At 60.8% G+C, this 20826-nt stretch carries 16 protein-coding genes; 5 read left to right on the top strand and 11 right to left on the bottom strand.

Features of this window, described 5'->3' with window-relative positions:
• The first annotated feature begins 5 nt into the window (after positions 1-5).
• Both AB4N48_RS19130 and AB4N48_RS19125 read left to right on the top strand, forming a co-directional pair.
• Positions 6-3074, top strand: coding sequence for an efflux RND transporter permease subunit (locus tag AB4N48_RS19130; RefSeq protein WP_252879516.1), 3069 nt, complete (start codon positions 6-8; stop codon positions 3072-3074).
• A 567-nt stretch (positions 3075-3641) separates the two neighbouring features.
• Complete coding sequence (locus tag AB4N48_RS19125) at positions 3642-5033, top strand: Fic family protein (RefSeq protein ID WP_460094175.1); 1392 nt, start codon at positions 3642-3644, stop codon at positions 5031-5033.
• Here the strand turns inward: AB4N48_RS19125 and AB4N48_RS19120 are convergent.
• From AB4N48_RS19120 to plsB, 3 genes are all read right to left on the bottom strand, one after another.
• Entirely contained in the window at positions 5030-5719 is a 690-nt protein-coding gene (locus AB4N48_RS19120) for a DUF4197 domain-containing protein (protein ID WP_122747638.1), read from the bottom strand. The two genes, AB4N48_RS19125 and AB4N48_RS19120, sit on opposite strands and share 4 nt — an antisense overlap.
• A 23-nt stretch (positions 5720-5742) precedes the next feature.
• Positions 5743-6141, bottom strand: coding sequence for a YbaY family lipoprotein (locus AB4N48_RS19115; protein ID WP_056783186.1), 399 nt, complete (start codon positions 6139-6141; stop codon positions 5743-5745).
• 119 nt (positions 6142-6260) lie between these two features.
• A complete protein-coding gene (gene plsB, locus AB4N48_RS19110) occupies positions 6261-8762 on the bottom strand; it encodes a glycerol-3-phosphate 1-O-acyltransferase PlsB (protein ID WP_122610711.1) in 2502 nt (833 codons plus the stop codon).
• 236 nt (positions 8763-8998) lie between these two features.
• Between plsB and AB4N48_RS19105 the strand changes: the two genes are divergently transcribed.
• Positions 8999-9208 (top strand): cold-shock protein, encoded by a 210-nt coding sequence (locus AB4N48_RS19105; protein ID WP_016771489.1) that lies wholly within the window; start codon positions 8999-9001, stop codon positions 9206-9208.
• Between the two features lie 137 nt (positions 9209-9345).
• Here AB4N48_RS19105 and AB4N48_RS19100 read toward each other — a convergent pair whose 3' ends face one another.
• The 4 genes from AB4N48_RS19100 to AB4N48_RS19085 form a co-directional block, all read right to left on the bottom strand.
• On the bottom strand, positions 9346-9723 hold the full coding sequence (locus AB4N48_RS19100) for a hypothetical protein (protein ID WP_056783189.1): 378 nt from the start codon (positions 9721-9723) through the stop codon (positions 9346-9348).
• Between the two features lie 75 nt (positions 9724-9798).
• Complete coding sequence (locus AB4N48_RS19095) at positions 9799-10608, bottom strand: putative RNA methyltransferase (RefSeq protein ID WP_252868866.1); 810 nt, start codon at positions 10606-10608, stop codon at positions 9799-9801.
• On the bottom strand, positions 10608-11759 hold the full coding sequence (dapE, locus tag AB4N48_RS19090; protein WP_236168067.1) for a succinyl-diaminopimelate desuccinylase: 1152 nt from the start codon (positions 11757-11759) through the stop codon (positions 10608-10610). Before dapE ends, AB4N48_RS19095 begins: the two co-directional genes overlap by 1 nt.
• Positions 11760-12001: 242 nt before the next feature.
• Complete coding sequence (locus AB4N48_RS19085) at positions 12002-14593, bottom strand: glycosyltransferase (RefSeq protein WP_110645889.1); 2592 nt, start codon at positions 14591-14593, stop codon at positions 12002-12004.
• A 214-nt stretch (positions 14594-14807) separates the two neighbouring features.
• Here AB4N48_RS19085 and tcdA point away from each other — a divergent pair, with 214 nt between their 5' ends.
• Positions 14808-15626, top strand: a complete 819-nt coding sequence (gene tcdA / locus AB4N48_RS19080) for a tRNA cyclic N6-threonylcarbamoyladenosine(37) synthase TcdA (protein ID WP_039762445.1) — start codon at positions 14808-14810, stop codon at positions 15624-15626.
• 88 nt (positions 15627-15714) lie between these two features.
• On the opposite strand, the gene AB4N48_RS19075 is transcribed toward tcdA, so the two are convergent.
• The 4 genes from AB4N48_RS19075 to AB4N48_RS19060 all read right to left on the bottom strand — a co-directional run bounded on the left by AB4N48_RS19075 (position 15715) and on the right by AB4N48_RS19060 (position 18827).
• Complete coding sequence (locus tag AB4N48_RS19075; RefSeq protein WP_252868867.1) at positions 15715-16119, bottom strand: SufE family protein; 405 nt, start codon at positions 16117-16119, stop codon at positions 15715-15717.
• Positions 16116-17321, bottom strand: a complete 1206-nt coding sequence (locus AB4N48_RS19070) for an aminotransferase class V-fold PLP-dependent enzyme (protein ID WP_150743267.1) — start codon at positions 17319-17321, stop codon at positions 16116-16118. Before AB4N48_RS19070 ends, AB4N48_RS19075 begins: the two co-directional genes overlap by 4 nt.
• Before the next feature lie 131 nt (positions 17322-17452).
• Entirely contained in the window at positions 17453-18487 is a 1035-nt protein-coding gene (dapD, locus tag AB4N48_RS19065) for a 2,3,4,5-tetrahydropyridine-2,6-dicarboxylate N-succinyltransferase (RefSeq protein WP_041478134.1), read from the bottom strand.
• Between the two features lie 31 nt (positions 18488-18518).
• Positions 18519-18827, bottom strand: coding sequence for an arsenate reductase (locus AB4N48_RS19060; protein WP_050977860.1), 309 nt, complete (start codon positions 18825-18827; stop codon positions 18519-18521).
• A 346-nt stretch (positions 18828-19173) separates the two neighbouring features.
• Between AB4N48_RS19060 and AB4N48_RS19055 the strand changes: the two genes are divergently transcribed.
• Entirely contained in the window at positions 19174-20805 is a 1632-nt protein-coding gene (locus tag AB4N48_RS19055) for a Na+/H+ antiporter (protein WP_016771480.1), read from the top strand.
• Positions 20806-20826 lie beyond the last annotated feature (21 nt).

The following is a 20826-nucleotide window of genomic DNA, read 5'->3' as shown; positions in this document are numbered from 1 at the left end:
CCCCAATGCGCTTCAACCTCTCAGAATGGGCGTTGCGTAATCGCCAGATCGTACTGTTCCTGATGCTTTTGCTCGCCGTTGTCGGCGCGTTGTCCTACACCAAACTCGGCCAGAGCGAAGACCCGCCGTTCACTTTCAAGGCCATGGTCATCCAGACCCGCTGGCCCGGCGCGACAGCGCAGGAGGTCTCGCGCCAGGTCACCGAACGCATCGAAAAGAAGCTGATGGAAACCGGCGAGTACGAACGCATCATGTCGTTCTCCCGCCCCGGTGAGTCCCAGGTGACCTTCATCGCCCGCGACTCGATGCACTCCAAGCAAATCCCCGATCTCTGGTATCAGTTGCGCAAGAAGGTCGGCGATATCCGCCAGACCTTGCCGCCGGGAATTCAGGGGCCGTTTTTCAACGATGAGTTCGGCACCACCTTCGGCAATATCTACGCGCTGACCGGCGATGGCTTCGACTACGCCGTGCTCAAGGATTACGCCGACCGCATCCAGATTCAGTTGCAACGGGTCAAGGACGTCGGCAAGGTCGAACTGCTTGGGTTGCAGGACGAGAAAATCTGGGTCGAGCTGTCCAACGTCAAACTCGCCACCCTTGGCTTGCCGCTGGCGGCAGTGCAGCAGGCGCTGGAAGAGCAGAACGCGGTGTCCACGGCGGGGTTCTTTGAAACCGGCAGCGAGCGCTTGCAGCTACGCGTCTCGGGGAATTTTCAGACAGTCGAAGAGATAAAGAACTTTCCGATCCGCGTCGCCGATCGTACGTTCCGTATCTCCGATATCGCCGATGTGCGTCGCGGTTTCAGCGACCCACCGGCGCCGCGCATGCGTTTCATGGGCGACGATGCGATCGGTCTGGCCGTGGCGATGAAGGACGGCGGCGACATTCTGGTGCTGGGCAAGGCGCTGGAGGGCGAGTTCTCGCGGATCCAGAAAAACCTCCCGGCCGGCATGCAGTTGCGCAAGGTGTCCGATCAGCCGGCAGCGGTAAAAACCGGCGTCGGCGAGTTCGTCCAGGTGTTGGTCGAGGCACTGGCGATCGTCTTGCTGGTGAGCTTCTTCTCTCTCGGTGTGCGCACCGGCATGGTCGTCGCGCTGACCATTCCGCTGGTGCTGGCGATGACCTTCGCCTGCATGTATTACCTCGGCATCGGCCTGCACAAGATTTCCCTCGGTGCGCTGGTGCTGGCGCTGGGTCTGCTGGTGGACGATGCGATCATCGCCGTGGAAATGATGGCGATCAAAATGGAGCAGGGTTTCGACCGCATTCGCGCGGCGAGTTATGCCTGGACCAGCACCGCATTCCCGATGCTCACCGGCACGTTGATCACCGCCGCCGGCTTCCTGCCGATTGCCACTGCGCAGTCCGGCACCGGCGAATACACCCGTTCGATTTTCCAGGTGGTGACCATTGCCTTGCTCGCCTCATGGGTCGCGGCGGTCATGTTCGTGCCGTATCTGGGGGAAAAACTCCTGCCGGATCTGGCGAAAATTCACGCGGCGAAACACGGCACAGGCGATGGTCAGCCGGACCCCTATGCGACGCCGTTTTATCAGCGCGTCCGGCGTCTGGTGGAGTGGTGCGTGGCCCATCGCAAGACGGTGATCGTGCTCACCGTGGGCCTGTTTATCGCCTCGGTAATGTTGTTCCGTTTCGTCCCGCAGCAGTTCTTCCCGGCTTCGAACCGGCTGGAGTTGATGGTCGATCTGAAACTGGCCGAAGGTGTTTCGCTGGCCAATACCACCAGCGAAGTCAAACGCCTCGAAGCGCTGCTCAAGGAGCACGCCGGCATCGACAATTACGTGGCCTACGTCGGCACCGGTTCGCCACGCTTCTACCTGCCGCTGGATCAGCAACTGCCGGCGGCGAGTTTTGCCCAGTTCGTGGTGTTGGCAAAAACCATCGAAGAGCGTGAAGCGCTGCGCAGCTGGTTGATCGAAACCCTCAACGAACAGTTCCCGGCCCTGCGTTCGCGGGTCACCCGTTTGGAAAACGGCCCGCCGGTTGGCTATCCGGTGCAGTTCCGCGTTACCGGTGAACACATCGAAGAAGTCCGTGCGTTGGCGCGCAAAGTGGCGGCAAAGGTTCGCGAGAATCCGCATGTGGTCAACGTGCATCTGGACTGGGAGGAGCCGAGCAAAGTTGTCTACCTGAACATCGACCAGGATCGCGCCCGCGCCCTCGGTGTGAGCACGGCCAATCTGGCGAAATTCCTGCAGAGTTCGCTGGTCGGCTCGACGGTCAGCCAGTACCGCGAAGACAACGAATTGATCGAGATTCTGCTGCGCGGCACCGTGCACGAACGCACTGAATTGTCGTTGTTGCCGAGCCTGGCGGTGCCGACGGATAACGGTCGCAGTGTGGCGTTGTCGCAGATTGCCACGCTGGAATACGGGTTTGAGGAAGGCATCATCTGGCACCGCAATCGGCTGCCGAACGTGACGGTGCGCGCCGACATTTACGGCAAGGAGCAGCCGGCGACGCTGGTCAAGCAGATCATGCCGACGCTGGACCCGATTCGCGCCGAATTGCCCGATGGTTATCTGCTGGATGTCGGCGGCACTGTGGAGGATTCCGAGCGCGGGCAGAAGTCGGTGAATGCCGGGGTGCCGATGTTCATTGTCGTGGTGCTGACCTTGCTGATGGTGCAGTTGCGCAGTTTCTCGCGCACGGCGATGGTGTTTCTCACCGCGCCACTGGGCCTGATCGGGGTGACGTTGTTTCTCATGGTGTTCAGGCAACCGTTCGGGTTTGTGGCGATGCTCGGGACCATCGCGTTGTCCGGGATGATCATGCGCAATTCGGTGATTCTGGTCGATCAGATCGAGCAGGATATTGCTTCGGGGCTCAAGCCCTGGCAGGCGATTATCGAGGCGACGGTGCGGCGCTTCAGGCCGATTGTGTTGACGGCGCTGGCGGCGGTGCTGGCGATGATTCCGCTGTCGCGCAGTGTGTTTTTCGGGCCGATGGCGGTGGCGATCATGGGTGGGTTGATTGTTGCGACTGCGCTGACGCTGTTGTTTTTGCCGGCGTTGTATGCGGCGTGGTTTCGGGTGCGTAAGGAGGCTTGAGGTTTTTGTGTCGTGGCGGCCTTCGGGCCGACCATGATTTGGGGGTTTTGGGTGTATATCCGTTGCTGTGGGTGTTGCGGCTGGCGGTTTCGCCCTTACGGCGAGGCACTTTTTCCAGACGCCGAAAAAGTACCCAAAAAGGCTTGCTCCTGCGTTCGGCCCTCGCAGGCTCGGGTTCCTTCGCTGCGGGATCGATCCGGGCGCAGCGGCTCCGGTTTGCTTCGCTGCACCTCCTTCCGCTGTGTCTGGCTGCGCCAGACGGTCGCTGCGCTCCCACGCCCGGATCAATCCCTCCACTCAGCCTTCCGACGTCGCCGGTGGATCAAGATCAAGAGCACTCGAGCTTGCGCTCATTGTTGAGTGGGGCGGCTTCGCCGCGGGCAGCTGCGCTGCTTGCTTTTCTGTGGGAGCGAGCCTACTCGCGAAGGCGGTCTGACAGCCAATTCATTTCGAATCGCCAATTCACGCTGCCTTCCTACAGCTTTTTCAGAATCCTCCGATCTTGAGGCGCTGGCCGTCCAATGCTGTACTCCGGGTTCTGCTTTTCCGAGTCCTTGAGTCTGTCTGATGAAGAAACCACCGACATTAGCCGGCAGAACGGATCCTGTTTTCGACCTGTTGGCCCGCTCGCCACACAAGCAACGACTTGCGGATTATCTGGCGCTGCTCAAGCCGCTCGATGATCATGGGCGCTACTTGCCATTCGAGGCGTTGCGCTTTCGCTGGGCGGCAGGGTTGGACGCGAACCTTTGTTGGGCGTTGGTGAAGAAGGCGCGGGCGGCCCAGTACATTCATTTGTTGCCGTTGGGCGAGCCGGTGCAGTGGGGCAAATACGTGCCAACGCCGTTGGCGCAGAAAACCTTGGCTGTGGTGGATCGTTACGCCAGTACGGCTGCGCTGGATTACATGACCAGTCAGATCGGCGAGCGGGCGCATTTCTCCTGTCTGCTCAATGACCTGATCGAAGACGAAGCCATCGCCAGTAGCCAGTTGGAGGGCGCGGCGACTACCACGCGCGTAGCCAAGGACATGCTCAAGCATCAGCGCCAGCCGCGGACGCCAGATGAGCGCATGGTCATGGGGAATTATCGAATGATGAATTTCGCTTGGGAAAAGCGTTATGAACCTCTGAGCATTGAGCTGATTGCAGAGATCCATCGAGTGGGTGTGGAGGGGATCGATGACGGGCAGTATTCCCCCGGATTGTTCCGGACCAATGATGAGGTGGTTGTTCAGGATGGTTCAGGCAACACCGTGCACCGACCACCTCCTGCTGCAGGATTGGTTGCGCGGTTGGCGAGGCTGTCCGCCTGGATCAACCGGCCCGCTGCCTCGATTCTGGACAAAAATTATCTGCATCCACTGATCAAGGCCGTGACGCTGCATTTCGCCATGGGTTATGAACATCCATTTCGCGACGGTAACGGACGGGTCGCGAGAGCCTTGTTTTACTGGTTCATGTTCAAACATGAGTTCGCGGCGTTTCGCTACATTGCGATCAGTCTGCTGCTGCGCAATGCACCGGTGAAATACGGACGCTCCTACCTGCACACCGAGGCGGATGAGCTGGATCTGACTTATTTCATCGAGTTTCAATGCGCGGTTGTTTTGCGAGCCGTGGTCGGTTTTACAACTGTGTACCGCAAGAGTCTGGCAGACACTCAGGACTTTGAGCGCTGGCTGATGAGCTCTGGCGTAATTGCTCAACTGACGGAACGGCAGCGCGCGGTTTATCAGGTGGCTAAAAGCGGGGAGGCGAAGGAGTTTACGGCGAGCAATGTCGCGGAAAATTTTTCCTGCTCGGGTAGCGAGGCGGCGTCGATTCTGGAAGAGCTGGACCAATTGCAGCTTTTTGAGAGAAGGAAGATGGGGCGGGAGTGGGTGTTTTTTTTACGTAGTTCTTTACGTGGAGGCAAGCATGGGAGCGAATTGAATCGCCCCCATGTTGTAACGACTTAAAGCGTACCAAACACCTTCTTCGCCAGACTCGTCGCCGCAGCGGCCGGGTTCTGACGTATCGTCTCTTCCTGCTTGCCGATCATCTCGAACAAACCATTGAGTGCCTGTTCAGTAACGTAGCTCTCAACGTTCGCGCTCTTCGCGTCCACCACGCCAAACGCAGCGGCCTGGCCCGCAAACGAGTTGTACTTCTGCGCGACGCCGACCTTGTCGGTGGCTTGCTTGACGATGGGCAGGAATTTCGCGCGGATCTGTTCGCGGCTGGATTTGTTCAGGTATTGGGTGGCCGAATCATTGCCGCCGCTGAGGATGCCTTTGGCGTCGGCCACGCTCATTTTCTTCACTGCATCGACGAGGATTGGCTGGGCCTGGGTCACGGCGGATTCGGCGGCTTTGTTCATCGCGTTTTCCAGTTCTTCGACCTGGGCCCCCATGCCGAAGGCTTTCATCTTGCTCGCGGCTTTGCCGAGTTTGCCCGGCAGTTCGATTTTCACTTCGGGGTTATTGCTGAAGCCGCCCGGGGTGCCGAGTTGTTTCACGGCGATCTGGGCGCCTTGGGTCAGGGCGTCCTTGAGGCCGCCGGTGGCGTCTTGCTGGGACAGGTCGCTGAGCGACAGGGCCAGGGCGTTGGCGGAGATCAGCAAGCCGGCGCAGGCGGCGGCGAAGCGAAGGGTAGGGCGGCGCATGGCGTCTTCCTTTGGCGAGTGGATTAACGAACGGCGTCGACGCGGATTTTCAGCGGCTGCGGGTCGTTGCCGTCGAGTTGCACGGCGTGGTTTTCGGTGGTGATGAACATCAGCTCGCCGTTGACTTCAATGCGCGCGCTGATCGAATAACGATGGCCGGGTTTGACCTGCGCCGGATCGTAGCTCAAATGAAACGGCAGCGGCACTTGGCCTTTGATCGGGCCTTTCTGTTGGTCGAGGACGACGGCCGGTGCATCGGCCAGCGACACATCTTGCAGGCTCACGCTCAGGGTCGCGCTCGGGGGCAGGGCGATGCGTTGCAGGTAGAAAACTTCGCCGTCGAGGCTGGCCTTGCCGGCGGGTGTGGTTGATTGGCAGGCGCTGAGCAGCGTGGCGGCGGCGAGGGTCAGCAGTTTTTTCATGGGTGAATCTCCTTTCAATGTGGGAGCGAGCCTGCTCGCGAAAGCGGTGGATCAGTCAAAATAAATGGCGACTGACACTCCGTCTTCGCGAGCAGGCTCGCTCCCACAGGGGTAAGGCTTCAAGCCTCAGGCTGTGGCGTGATCTGATCCGCCGCATCTTCACTGCGGTGCAGCGCGACCTGGCGGATCGACAGGCGAATCTCCGCCGGCAGCACGCGTTTGGCCGCGCCTTCGGCCAGCTCGCCGAGCAGTTCGTGGTAGCTGAGCTTGCCGGCTTCGTCGCGGCGCAGGACGTCGAGGTCGAGCAAGGTCTGGATGAAGTGGCGGAACAGGCTCTTGTCGAAGAATTCCGGCGCATTCAGGCCATGGAGGATCGACAGACGCTGGGCCATGACCGTGCAGAGGTCTTCCAGCTCTTCGGCGCTGATGCTGTTCTGGCCGCTGTTGAGTAGCAGGGACACGGTCATGTAGAAGCGCTGCAGGGTCTGCGCGATGCTTTTCGACAGCAGTGTCAGCAGCACGAAATGCCGCGAACTCGGCGCCGGGCGCAGGTAAACGTCCTTCTCGAAACGCAGCAGGCCCTGCTCGACGAACGCTTCCAGCCATTGATCGATCACCGCGTCGAGTTCGTCCAGGCTCCAGCGGATGAACAGCTCCGATTGCAGGTACGGATACAGCGCGCGGGTGTAGCGCAGGATCTGCTCGCGGCTCATGCGCGAGGTGCTCTGGAAGAAACTCGCCAGCAACGACGGCAGAGCGAAAATGTGCAGGACGTTGTTGCGGTAGTAAGTCATCAGGACCGCGTTCTGCTCGTCCAGATACAGAATCTTGCCCAGCGCATCGTTCTGCTCGGCGAGCAGATCCATGTCTTTCACATGCTCGATCAGCGCACGGCCATCGCCTTCCGGCAAGGTGGTGTGTGGCGAATACGGGACCTTGCGCAGCAGCGCCAGATACAGGTCCAGCACCCGCGCCATGGCCCGATCATCCAGGGCCAGGCGCGTGGTCGACAGCAGTGCCAGCGCTACCAGATTGACCGGGTTGATCGCCGCCGCTTCATTGAGATGTCGGGCGACTTTCTCGCCGAGGCGGTTGGTGGTTTCGTTGAGCCACGCCGGTTTGAATTGCGGGCCGAGTTCCTGCTGGCGCCAGTCCGGTTGCTCGGCGTCAAGGAATTCCGCCAGTTTGATCGGCTCGCCGAAGTTGACCGCGACCTGACCGAAGCGCTGCTTGAGCGCGCCGATCACTTTGAAAATATCGAAGATCGACTCTTTCTTTTTGCTCGCGCCGCGCAGCTCACCGAGGTAGGTGCGGCCTTCGAGCACGCGCTCGTATCCGATGTACACCGGCACGAACACGATCGGCATCCGCGACGAACGCAGGAAACTGCGCAGAGTGATCGCGAGCATGCCGGTTTTCGGTTGCAGCATGCGCCCGGTGCGCGAGCGCCCGCCCTCGACGAAATACTCCACCGGGAAACCTTTGGTGAACAGCGTGTGCAGGTATTCGTTGAACACCGAGGTGTACAACGGATTGCCCTTGAAGGTGCGGCGCATGAAGAACGCACCGCCGCGACGCAGCAGGCTGCCTATCACCGGCATGTTCAGGTTGATCCCGGCAGCAATGTGCGGCGGGGTGAGACCGTTGCGGAACAGCAGATAGGAAAGCAGCAGGTAATCGATGTGGCTGCGATGGCACGGCACGTAGATCACTTCGTGACCCTGCGCGACGTTCTGCACACCTTCGATGTGATTGACCTTGATACCGTCGTAGATCTTGTTCCAGAACCAGCTCAGCACCACTTCGAGAAAACGGATCGCGGTGTAGGTGTAGTCCGAAGCAATCTCGTTGCCATAGCGCAGGGCCTGGGCCTTGGCTTTTTCCGGCGAGATTTTTTCGCGCTCGGCTTCGTCGAGGATCGCCTGTTTGACCAGCGGCTGATTGAGCAGGCCTTTGACCAGATTGCGCCGGTGGGAAATGTCCGGGCCGATCACCGCAGCTTTGAGGTTGCGGAAGTGCACGCGCAGGATGCGCTGGGCCATGCGCACGGTGCGCTCATGACCCTTGTTGTGATCGATCAGTTCGCGCAGGTGGATCGGCGCGGAAAACTGCACGCGGGTTTTACGCCCGAGGACGATGATGCTCAGCAGCCGGCGCAGGCGTCCGGTGACTGCCCAGCTGTCGGCGAACAACAGTTTCCACGGGCTGTTTTCGCTGTCTGGCGACTGGCCCCAGAACACGCTGACCGGAATGATCTGCGCGTCTTCGGCAGCGTTCTGCGTCAGCGCGCTGACCAGGCGGGTGAGAGTCGGCGGCGCGCCGCGCTTGTCCTGGCGCCCGAGCCAGTCCGGGTCCGGCGTCAAATAGAAAAACGCCGCTGGTTCGATGAGTGAACCCACCGATACCGCCAGCACCGGGCGTGGCAGACCGGCCTTGGTGCACTCGGTGTCAACCACCGCCAGATCGGTCAGCGAAGGGTTTTGCAGGACGTAGAACACCGGACGACTGCGGTCGAGGTTAAGAGTGAACGACGACTGATTGATGGTCTCGGAGCGAACCCAGAGATACAACAGGCGGCGCAGGGTGCCAAACACAAGACGGCGGAACGGGGAACGGGTCATACGGCTTCTGCGTGAGTGGATAAAACCGAGCAGGCGCTCGGGGCGGACAGTTTGCCGTATTAGGCGAAAATCGGCAAAAAAGCGCCGAAGTAATCTCCTGTTGAGAGTTTCCGCACCTGTCATATACTCGGCGCTCTGTTGCCGGTGCCCTGTCATGGACGTCGGACGCAGGCTGACGTTCCTCTAAGGCTTTCCTGCGAAAAGCCCGTTCAATAATAAAAAAGGAGTATGAACAGATGGCAACACGCGAAACCGGCAACGTGAAGTGGTTCAACGACGCCAAAGGCTACGGCTTTATCCAGCGCGACGACGGCGTGGACGTGTTCGTGCACTACCGCGCGATACGCGGCGAAGGGCACCGCTCGCTGACCGAAGGTCAACAGGTCGAGTATGCGGTGATCACCGGCGAGAAGGGGTTGCAGGCTGAGGATGTTGTAGGCCTGTAACACAAACCTCCAGAACGCCAAAACCACTGTGGGAGCGAGCCTGCTCGCGAATGCGGTGTATCAGTCACCATTCATATCGACTGACACTGCGCATTCGCGAGCAGGCTCGCTCCCACATGGGCTCTACGTTGCCCTGATTACACGGTCTTCCAGGTGATCTCTTCTTCTCCGTCTTCGCTGATGCGAATCCAGCGATCGGCGGTTTCTTCACCTTCTTCTTCGACCCACGTCCCCGGTGCACAACGCACCTCGACGTTCAGCGCAGCAAACGCTGCGCGGGCGCAGGCGATGTCGTCGTCCCAGGGGGTCTGGTCGCTTTCCAGGAACAGGCTGTTCCACTTGCCCACGGCTTTCGGCAGCCAGGTCACCGGCACGTTGCCGGCCTTGCACTTGTACGTCTGGCCTTTCTGCACCCAGTCGCTGCACGGGCCAAGCGCTTGGCCGAGCCAGGCGGCGATGGCCTTGTGGTCGACGTCGGCGTCTTTCAGGTAAATCTCGATGTCCGGTTGGCGCATGGATGTCCTCACTGCGGGTCTGAAAAATCCATTCGCGGATTTAGCCGGCCCCGGGCCTGTGCCCGAGACCAAAAGTTATTGAAGAACGAAATAATCGTAGCGCATCGACACGGTGGTCTCGAACGGCTCGGCCTGTTCGATCACCGCCGCACGACGCTCGGCACTGGCACGCCAGCCGTGAGGCGTCATCGCCAACAGGTTGGCGCGGTCCTCGGGCTTGTCCAGGGTCAGCTTGAATTCCAGGGTTTCGCTGTGCGCCAGCGCCATGCCTTCCGGCACCAGGGCCATGTGCTTGTCGTCGGTGTACTCGCGCACTTCGTCGTACAGGCGTTCGCGCAACTCCATCAGATGGCCACGTGTCGGGCCGACTTTCATCAGCCCACCGCCGACGCTGAGCAGACGCTTGGCTTCCTCCCAATCCAACGGACTGAAGACGCTGGCGAGAAACTGGCAACTGCCTGAAGCCAATGGCACGCGGGCCATGCTGGCAATCAACCAGGTAATTGCCGGGTTGCGCTTGCAGGCGCGTTTGACGGCTTCACGGGAAATGTCCAGTGCATAGCCATCCGCATTGGGCAACGCTTCGGCGATTTGCGCGGTGTAGTAACCCTCGCCACAACCGATATCGACCCAGCGCTCCGGCGCATAACTCGCCGCCAATTCAGCCAGACGCTTTGCCACTGGCGCGTAATGCCCGGCGTTGAGGAAATCACGGCGCGCCTCGACCATCGCTTGATTGTCGCCCGGGTCGCGGCTGTTCTTGTGCTGCACCGGCAACAGGTTCAGATAACCCTGACGCGCACGGTCAAACCGATGCCCGGCGGGGCAGACCACGCCGTTGTCGACCGCGTTGAGCGGTTCACTGCAGATCGGGCACGCGAGCATCAGGCGAGCAACTTGATCAGGGTCTGGTAATAAATTTCGGTCAGCACATCGAGATCCGCCGCCAGCACGCGCTCGTTGACCTGGTGGATGGTCGCGTTGACCGGGCCCAGTTCAACCACTTGCGTGCCCATGGTCGCGATGAAGCGGCCATCGGAGGTGCCGCCGCTGGTCGACGCCTTGGTCTCGCGACCGGTGATGTCCTTGATGCTCGACGATACCGCATCGAGCAGCGCGCCCGGTTCGGTGAGGAACGGCAGGCCGGACAGCGCCCAGTCGATGTGCCAGTCCAGATCGTGCTTGTCGAGAATATCGGCAACGCGTTTCTGCAGGCCTTCGACGGTTGATTCGGTGGAAAAACGGAAGTTGAACACCGCCACCAGATCACCGGGAATCACGTTGGTCGCGCCGGTGCCGGAATTGACGTTGGAAATCTGGAAACTGGTCGGCGGGAAGAAGTCGTTACCGTGGTCCCAGTGCTCGGCGGCCAGCTCGGCCAGCGCCGGAGCGGCGAGGTGAATCGGGTTTTTCGCCAGATGCGGGTAGGCCACGTGGCCCTGCACGCCTTTGACCGTGAGCTTGGCACCGAGGGAGCCGCGACGGCCGTTTTTCACCACGTCGCCGACCAGGGTGGTGCTCGACGGCTCGCCAACGATGCACCAGTCCAGACGCTCCTTGCGCGCGACCAGACGTTCGACCACAGCCTTGGTGCCGTGATGCGCCGGGCCTTCTTCGTCGCTGGTGATCAGGAACGCAACCTTGCCTTTATGGTTCGGGTAATCGGCGACAAAGCGTTCAGCGGCGACGGTCATCGACGCCAGACTGCCTTTCATGTCTGCCGCGCCACGGCCGCAGAGCATGCCATGTTCGTCGATCACGGCATTGAACGGATCGATCTGCCATGCGGTAACCGGACCGGTCGGTACCACGTCGGTGTGGCCGGCGAAGCACAGCACCGGGCCGTCGTTGTTGCCGTGAGTCGCCCAGAAGTTATCCACATCTTCGATGCGCATCGGCTCCAGGGTGAAACCGGCATCGCCCAGGCGCTGCATCATCTGCTTCTGGCAGTCGGCATCGACCGGGGTCACGGAAGGACGGCGGATCAGGTCGATGGCCAGTTGAAGGGTCGGCGATAGGTCGGCGTGGGCCGTCATGGAAAACTCCGGGATCATGGGGTATGAGCTTGGGCTTCTAATGTGGGAGCGAGCCTGCTCGCGAAAGCGGTCTACCAGGCACCTTAAAGGTTGAATGTTACAACGCCTTCGCGAGCAGGCTCGCTCCCACAAGGGACAGGGGTGGTCAGTCAGACCGGTTATCACGCCAAGCCCCGCAAAATGGCGGTTATCTTAAAGCAAAACGGCGACCATTGGCCGCCGTTTAGTGCTGCGTTGCGGATTTAGACGACCGGTGCCGGCTCAGCCTTGGCCGCTGGTTTGGGCAGCGACGACAGGAACGCCATGATCAGCGCCGCCAGGTACGGCAGCGACTGCACCAGTAGCATGGTTACCCAGAAGCGCATGTCATTGCTCGGAATGCCCTGCACCAGGAAAATCCCCAGCGCCGCGCCCCACAGCAACAGCATGATGAACAGCTCCTCGCGAGCCTCGCTGATCGCCACCCAGAAGCCGTGGTTGTCGGCGTTTTTCGGCGTGCGGAAGAACGGAATGCTGCTGGTGAAGAAACCGTACAGCACCGCTTTGGCGATGGTGTGCGACAACGCCAGCCCGGCCAGTGCCGCGCAGAACGCATCTTTCAGATTCACGCCGACGGCGCGACGGTAGAGGAAAATGATCTTGCCGACCTTGAACACGAACAGCGCCAGCGGCGGGATTGCGAAAATCAGCAACGGTGGATCGACCCGTTGCGGCACGATGATCATCGCCGCCGACCACAACAGCGCGCCAACGGTGAAGAAGATGTTCATGCCATCGGCAACCCACGGCAGCCAGCCGGCGAGGAAGTGATAACGCTGACCGCGAGTCAGTTCGGTGTCCTTGCCGCGCAGCAGGCTGCGGGTGTGGCGCTTGATGATCTGGATCGCGCCATAGGCCCAGCGGAAACGCTGTTTCTTGAAGTCGATGAAGGTATCCGGCATCAGGCCCTTGCCGTAGCTGTCGTGGTAATACGCCGCCGACAGGCCCTTCTCGAACACGCGCAGACCGAGCTCGGCGTCTTCACATATGCACCAGTCAGCCCAGCCCAATTCTTCCAGCACGGAACGGCGGGTCATGGTCATGGTGCCGTGCTGAATGATCGCGTCACGGTCGTTGCGAGTGACCATGCCGATATGGAAGAAGCCCTTGTATTCGGCGTAGCACAGCTTCTTGAAGGTGCTTTCGTTCTGGTCGCGATAATCCTGCGGCGACTGCACTACGGCGATTTTCGGGTCGGCGAAGTGCGGCACCATGTGCTTGAGCCAGTTCGGGTGCACGCAGTAATCGGAGTCGATCACCGCAATGACCTCGGCATCCTTGGCGGTGTGCGGGATCAGATAATTCAGCGCGCCCCCCTTGAAACCGGCCAGCGGCGAAACGTGGAAGAACTTGAAGCGCGGGCCGAGGGTTGCGCAGTAATCGCGCACCGGTTCCCACACCGCCGGATCCTTGGTGTTGTTGTCGATGATCAGGACTTCGAAGTCCGGATAATCGAGCGCGGCCAGGGCATCGAGGGTCTGTTTGACCATCTCTGGCGGCTCGTTGTAGCAGGGCACGTGGATCGACACTTTCGGCCGGTAGTCGGAATCGCCCAGCACCGGCAGGAATTCCCGACGGCGCTTGTGAATCCACACCGCTTCGGCCAGTTCATGGGCCTCGGTGAGCAGGACGATGAATACCCCGAGCGCACCGAGCGCCAGGAGGAATCCGACCGTGAGGCTGAACCACGTGCTGTATTGCTGGCTATAGTCGTAACCGATGTACACCAGCACCGAGCCGCAGAGGAACGCGATAAACGTCAGGAACGTACGACCGCGTTGGCGCAGGGCTGAGCCGTCGATCATCAGCAGGGTCAGCGACAGCAGCGCCAGCACCACCGAACCGATGGCCAGCACGCGCCATTGCGGAATCGCCACCACCGGGCCTTCGAAATTGAATTTCTGCTGGCGCGCGGCGTTGAACACGCCCCAGTAGGCGCCGACCGAACCTTCGTCGCTGGCCTTCCACGGTTGGTCAAACGCTTCGATCACGAAGTAGTTGAAGCCTTGGCGATTGAGCTTGTTGACCAGTGTGCGCAGGTAAATCGCCTGATCTGCCGGCGAGGCATCGGCGCCACCGCGCATGCGACCGTTGCTCGGCCAGCCTACCTCGGACAGCAGCAGCGGTTTTTTCGGAAAGAGTTTTTTCAGATCGCGGGCGCGGTCGAAGACGAACTGGCCGGCCTTGTCCACCGGAATGAATTCCCAGTAGGGCAAGACGTGGGCGGCGATCAAATCGACATGTTTGGCCAGTTGAGGGTATTTCTCCCAGATGTGCCATTGCTCGGAAGTGGTCACCGGTACTTTGACCGCAGCGCGCACTCGATCCAGCAGAACGATCAGGGCTTCCGGGGTGATTTCTTCACGAAACAGCGCTTCGTTGCCGACCACCACGCGCACGACGCTGCGCGAGGTGTTGGCCAGTTCGATGGCTTTGGTGATTTCCCGTTCGTTGCGTTCCTGGTCCGGGCTGATCCAGATGCCGAGGGTGACACGCAGGCCGAATTCCTCCGCCAGTTTCGGGATGTCTCCCAGCGAACCGTCGACCGAATAGATACGAATGTTGTCGGTCAGCTTGCTCATGATTTCCAGATCACGGCGCATTTCATCGTCAGACGGATACTGATCCTTCTGTGGGAATTGGCCTTGCTGGAATGGCGAATACGAGAAGCCGGAGATTTGCTGCGGCCAGTTCGGCGCCGTGACCGGGCGATTGACCAGCGCCCAGAAACCGGTGAACAAGGCAGCGATGGCCAGCACCACCACCAGGTTGAGTCCAAATTTACGCGATGACATAGCTGTTTCGGGTTCCAAAGGCTGTGGAACGAAGGATCGGTCGGGTAGACGCCCGAGGGGCGCGCATCCTACACCGGCGGTTAACCAGTCGTACAACTGACGGGAAAATGCCTGACATTGGGCAGCCGTCTCTGACTTAAGTTCTTACACTTGTCGCTTGCAGCTTAAAACTTGTCGCTGCGTAGCCCTATAATGCGCGCCGGTTTTTGGGGTAATGGTCATGAGTACAGAAGATCCGCGGTTTGCAGGCATCGCCCGGTTGTATGGCATCGAGGGCCTGGAACGCTTGCGCGCCGCCCATGTGGCGATCGTCGGCGTTGGTGGCGTCGGTTCCTGGGCGGCGGAAGCCATGGCCCGTTGCGGGGTGGGCGAGATCTCGCTGTTCGACCTTGATGACGTCTGCGTCAGTAATGCCAACCGTCAGTTGCACGCCTTGGACAGCACTGTCGGCAAACCCAAGGTCGAGGTGATGGCCGAGCGCCTGCGCGGGATCAACCCCGATTGCACGGTGCACGCCGTGGCCGATTTCGTCACCCGCGACACCATGGCCGAATACATCACGCCGAACATCGACTGCGTGATCGACTGCATCGATGCGGTGAACGCCAAAGCGGCGCTGATCGCCTGGTGCAAACGCCGCAAGATCCAGATCATTACCACCGGCGGCGCGGGCGGGCAGATCGACCCGACGCTGATTCAGGTTTGCGACTTGAACCGCACCTTCAACGATCCGCTGGCCTCGAAAGTCCGTTCGACGTTGCGCCGGGACTACGGCTTCTCCCGCACCGTGACCCGTCACTACAGCGTGCCGTGTGTGTTTTCCACCGAACAGCTGCGCTACCCGAAACCGGATGGCAGCATTTGTCTGCAGAAAAGTTTTGTCGGCGACGGCGTGAAGCTCGACTGCGCTGGCGGGTTTGGCGCGGTGATGATGGTTACTGCGACATTTGGCATGGTCGCGGCGACCAAGGCTGTGGACAAGATTGTCGCTGGTGTTCGGCGCCCGGCGGACCGGGTCAAGCCTCAAGCCTGAAGGTATTAATGAGGGCCTCTTCGCGAGCAGGCTCGCTCCCACAGGAAATGCATTTCCACTGTGGGAGCGAGCCTGCTCGCGAAGGCGATTAGCGCGCCAACTCATTCATCCGCTGGAGCACGGCATTCAGGCCATTACTGCGCGAAGGCGACAACTGCCGCGACAGTCCCAGCTGATTGAACCACTGCGGCAGATCCACCTGCTGCAACTCCACCGCCGACAAGCCATTGACCCGCAACAGCAGCAACGCCACCAACCCGCGAATCATCCGCGCATCGCTGCTTGCCTTGAACTGCCAGTGCCCGTCGCGCAAATCCCCGACCAGCCACACCTGACTCTCACAGCCATGCACTCGGTTGGCCTCGCACTTTTGCGCGTCATCCAGCGCCGGCAAGCGATCGCCAAACTGCATCAGCAGCCGCGCGCGCTGTTCCCAGCCCGCCGCATTCTGAAACGTCTGCAGGGCTTCGGCCGCTTCCACCGGCAGGCTCATCGCAACATCTCCAGCGCCTGGTCCAGCGCCTCGAAAAAGCGCTCCAGATCTTCCGAGTCGTTATACAGCGCCAGCGACACGCGAATCGCGCCAGCCAGTTCGAAGCTTTTCATCAGCGGCATGGCGCAGTGATGCCCCGCACGCACGGCGATGCCTTGTTCGGTAAGCAGATGCGCCAGATCAGCGTTGTGCACGCCTTCGACGACAAAACTGGCCAGCGCCAGTTGCGGCTTGCCCAGCAGGCGAATGCCGTTGCGGGCGGCGAGGCCGCGCAACAGGTAGTCGTGCAGCGCCGCTTCATGGGCAGATACGGCGTCCTGATCCAAACCGGCCAAGTAGTCGAGGGTCGCTCCGAGGCCGATGACACTGGCGATTGGCGGTGTGCCCGCCTCGAACCCCAACGGCGCCGGGCGGAAGCGCGAATCCTGATAGTTGGCGTCCAGCACCATCTCGCCGCCGAACTGCCATGGCTGCAATTGCTCCAGCGCAGCGTTGCGTCCGAACAGCACGCCCAGTCCCTCAGGGCCGTAGAGTTTGTGGCTGGAAAACACATAGAAGTCGCAACCCAGCGCCTGCACATCATGCCGGCCGTGCACCACGCCTTGCGCGCCATCGACTACCGTCAGCGCGTTCTGCGCCTTGGCCATGCCGAGCAAAGCGGTCAGCGGTTGCCAGGCACCAAGGACGTTGGACAGCTGACTGACTGCCAGCAAACGCGTGCGCGGGCCGATCAGATGCACGGCAGCGGCGAGGTCGATCAGGCCGTCGGCATCCAGCGGCAGGATCACCAGTTTCAGGTTGCGGCGTTGCGCCAGTTGCTGCCACGGCAACAGGTTGGCGTGATGCTCCAGAGCGCTGATGACAATCTCATCGCCCGGCTCGAACAAATGTTCAAGACCGTAAGCCAGCAGATTCAAGGCACTGGTGGCGCCGTGCGTGAAAATTATCTGCCCGCTGTCACCGGCATTCAGCCACTGGCCAACCTTGCGCCGGCTGTCTTCGAACGCTTGTGTCGCGTGAGCACCGGGCAGGTGTTGCGCACGATGCACATTGGCCGCGCCGTTGGCGTAGTAATGCGTCAGTGCGTCGAGCAGGGCCTGGGGTTTTTGCGTGGTGGCGGCGTTGTCCAGATAGGTCTGGTCTTGCCGTTGCAGCGCGGCGATGGCCGGGAAATCGGCGCGCCACGGGGAGGGGATCATCATGGGTTCAGCCCTGTGAAATTGGGCGGGGTGTACGCCAAACCTTGTGGGAGCGAGCCTGCTCGCGACAGCGTCCTTGAGGACGCCAGAAGCTTCGCGAGCAGGCTCGCTCCCACAGGAGGTCGATGTGCTGCTTAGTTGTGAGCGTGCAGCGCTTCGTTCAGTTCGATCGCCGATTTGTGGGTCTTGCATTCCACAGCACCGGTTTCCGAATTACGACGGAACAGCAGATCAGTCTGACCAGCCAGCTCGCGCGCCTTCACAACCTTGACCAGATTGTTGTTTTCGTCGAGCAGCGCAACCTTGGTGCCAGCGGTCACGTACAGGCCCGACTCCACAGTGTTGCGGTCGCCCAACGGAATACCGATACCGGCGTTGGCGCCGATCAGGCAGCCTTCACCGACCTTGATCACGATGTTGCCGCCGCCCGACAGGGTACCCATGGTCGAGCAACCGCCGCCCAGGTCCGAACCCTTGCCGACGAATACGCCAGCGGAAACGCGGCCTTCGATCATGCCCGGGCCTTCGGTGCCGGCGTTGAAGTTGATGAAACCTTCGTGCATGACGGTGGTGCCTTCGCCGACGTAGGCGCCCAGACGCAGACGTGCGGCATCAGCGATACGCACGCCGGCCGGTACCACGTAGTCGGTCATCTTCGGGAACTTGTCCACGGAGAACACTTCCAGCAGTTCGCCGCGCAGACGCGCTTCGAGTTGCATTTCCGCCAGTTCGCTCAGGTCGATCGCGCCCTGGCTGGTCCACGCCACGTTCGGCAGCAGCGGGAAGATACCGGCGAGGCTGACGCCGTGCGGCTTGACCAGACGGTGCGAGAGCAGATGCAGCTTGAGGTAGGCCTCAGGCGTGGAGGTCAGTTGCGCGTCTTCGGCCAGCAGCGTGGCAACCAACGGCTTGTGGCTTTCAGCCAGGCGAGTCAGCAGCTTGCCTTGCACAGCGTCGATGCCTTTCACGGCTTCAGCCAGTTGCGCGGCCTGGGCGGTGGTGAAGGTGATGGCCTGGTTGCCTTCGGTGTAACCGAGGATCGGCGCGACCGCTGCGACCAGTTCGGCCGAAGGATTGAGCAGTGGTTGTGCGTAGAACACTTCCAGCCATGCGCCTTGACGGTTCTGGGTGCCGACACCAAAGGCGATGCTGAACAGGGAATTGGACATGTGAATACCTCTACAAAGAGTGACGGGCTGCTTACTTCAGAGCGGCCGCGTAGATATCTGGCTTGAAGCCAATCAGGGTTCGGTCACCGAGATCGAGCACCGGGCGCTTGATCATCGAGGGTTGTGCGAGCATCAGTTCGATGGCTTTCGCTTGGTCGAGATCGGCTTTGCGTTCGTCGTCGAGTTTGCGAAAGGTCGTGCCGGCGCGGTTCAGCACGGTTTGCCAGCCGTGCTCGTCGCACCATTGGGTCAGGTGCTCACGGTCAATGCCGGCGGTCTTGTAATCGTGAAAGTCATAACTGACAGCGTGTTCATCGAGCCAGGTGCGCGCCTTTTTCATGGTGTCGCAGGCTTTGATGCCGAAAAGGTGCAACGTTTTACTTGAAACGGCCAAGGAATCGCCCCCTTTACAGGTGCTGGAAAAAAATGGTGACGGATTATGCCATGACCGGACGGTTTCGTCGGCCACGGTTGTCGTAACGCTGTAAAACCTGTGGGAGCGAGCCTGCTCGCGAAGAGGCCACATCAATCAATATCTCTGTGTGCTGAACGACCGCTTTCGCGAGCAGGCTCGCTCCCACAAGGGGGTCGCGTTCCGGTCGTGCGACATAGGTGCAACGGTCAGCCACAGCCTAAGGCGCTAATATGGCAGTTCAACGCTGTCGATCGCCTGAGATTTCCGTTTTATGCAAACTGCTTACACCGTCCTGATCCTGCTGATGCTGGTCAGCGTCTCGCGCCTGGTCGGGCGGGTTATCCCGCTGCCATTGCCGCTGGTGCAAATCGCCGCCGGTGCCTTGCTCGCCTGGCCGACCCTGGGGCTGCACGTCGCCCTCGACCCGGAATTGTTCCTGTTTCTGTTCCTGCCGCCGCTGCTGTTTTCCGATGGCTGGCGCATGCCCAAACGCGCCTTCTGGCAATTGCGCGGACCGATCCTGACCCTGGCCGTCGGCCTTGTTCTGTTCACCGTGGTCGGTGCCGGCTATTTCATTCATTGGCTGTTGCCGACGATTCCGCTGCCGGTGGCCTTCGCCCTTGCAGCGGTTTTGTCACCGACGGACGCCGTAGCGGTTTCAGCGATTTCGCAGAACCGTCTCCCCACGCCGCTGATGCACATCCTCCAGGGCGAGGCGCTGATGAATGACGCCTCAGGCCTGGTGACCTTCAAATTCGCCCTCGCTGCAGCGGTCACGGGCGTGTTCTCGTTGACCAATGCCAGTCTGACCTTCGTCGCGGTGGCGCTCGGTGGTCTGGCGGTCGGCGTGGCGTTGAGCTGGCTGGTCGGACGCCTGCGCGCGTGGATGATCGCCCGTGGCTGGGACGATCCGGCCACTCATGTGGTGTTCATGTTGCTGCTGCCGTTCGCCGCTTACGTACTGGCTGAACGTCTGGGCGCTTCGGGCATTCTTTCGGCGGTGGCGGCGGGGATGATGCAAAGCTGGCTCGACCTGCTGCCGCGCCAGACCAGCACGCGGCTGCTCAACCGCAGCGTTTGGGCGCTGCTCGAATTTGCGTTCAATGGCTTGATCTTCCTGCTGCTTGGCCTGCAATTGCCAGACATCATCAAGGCCGTGGTCAGCCATGAGCCGACGCTGTGGCCAACGCTGTTCTATCGCTGCCTCGATGTGCTGGCGATTTTCGTCGCGCTGGTGCTGCTGCGCTTCATCTGGGTGCAGAGCATCTGGCGCTTGTCGGTGTTGCTGCGCCGACTGCGCGGCAAGGGCGAGCTGACGCAAGTGCCGACGGCGCGTTCATGCTGGTTGCTGACGGTGGGCGGTGTGCGCGGGGCGGTGACGCTGGCAGGCGTGATGTCGGTGCCGATGCTGATCGGCGCCGAGGCTTTTCCTGAACGCGACTTACTGATCTTCATTGCAGCCGGGGTGATTCTGCTGTCGCTGGTCTCGGCCTGTATCGCGCTGCCCTTGCTGCTGCGCGGCATCGACAAAAGTCCCGACGACAAGCGTCGTCAGGAAGTGCGCGACGCCTGGCGCAAGACGGCCGAAGCGGCGATTCACTCGCTGGAAAGCGAAGAAGTGGTCCCACAGGATGCCGCTCAAGCAGCGCTGGCAGCGGAGCTCAAGGCGCGGATCATGTCCGAATATCGCCATCAACTTGATGTGTTCAACGATTCCGCCGAAGCCCAGGCGCTGGCGTTTCAGATGGATCTGCTTGAGCGTCGCCTGCGTTTGAAAGCGCTGCGCGCGCAGCGTCTTGAGCTTTACAGTCTGAGCCGTCAGCACCAGATCGGTGATGACGTGTTGCGAGAAGTGCTCGGCGAACTGGATTTGAGCGAGGCCAATCTGGGCCAGGTCAAATAGCCGGTTGAGCGCTTGCAGCAG

This window comes from Pseudomonas sp. S2_C11, from assembly GCF_054668395.1.
This window is presented reverse-complemented; position numbering and strand designations above follow the sequence as displayed.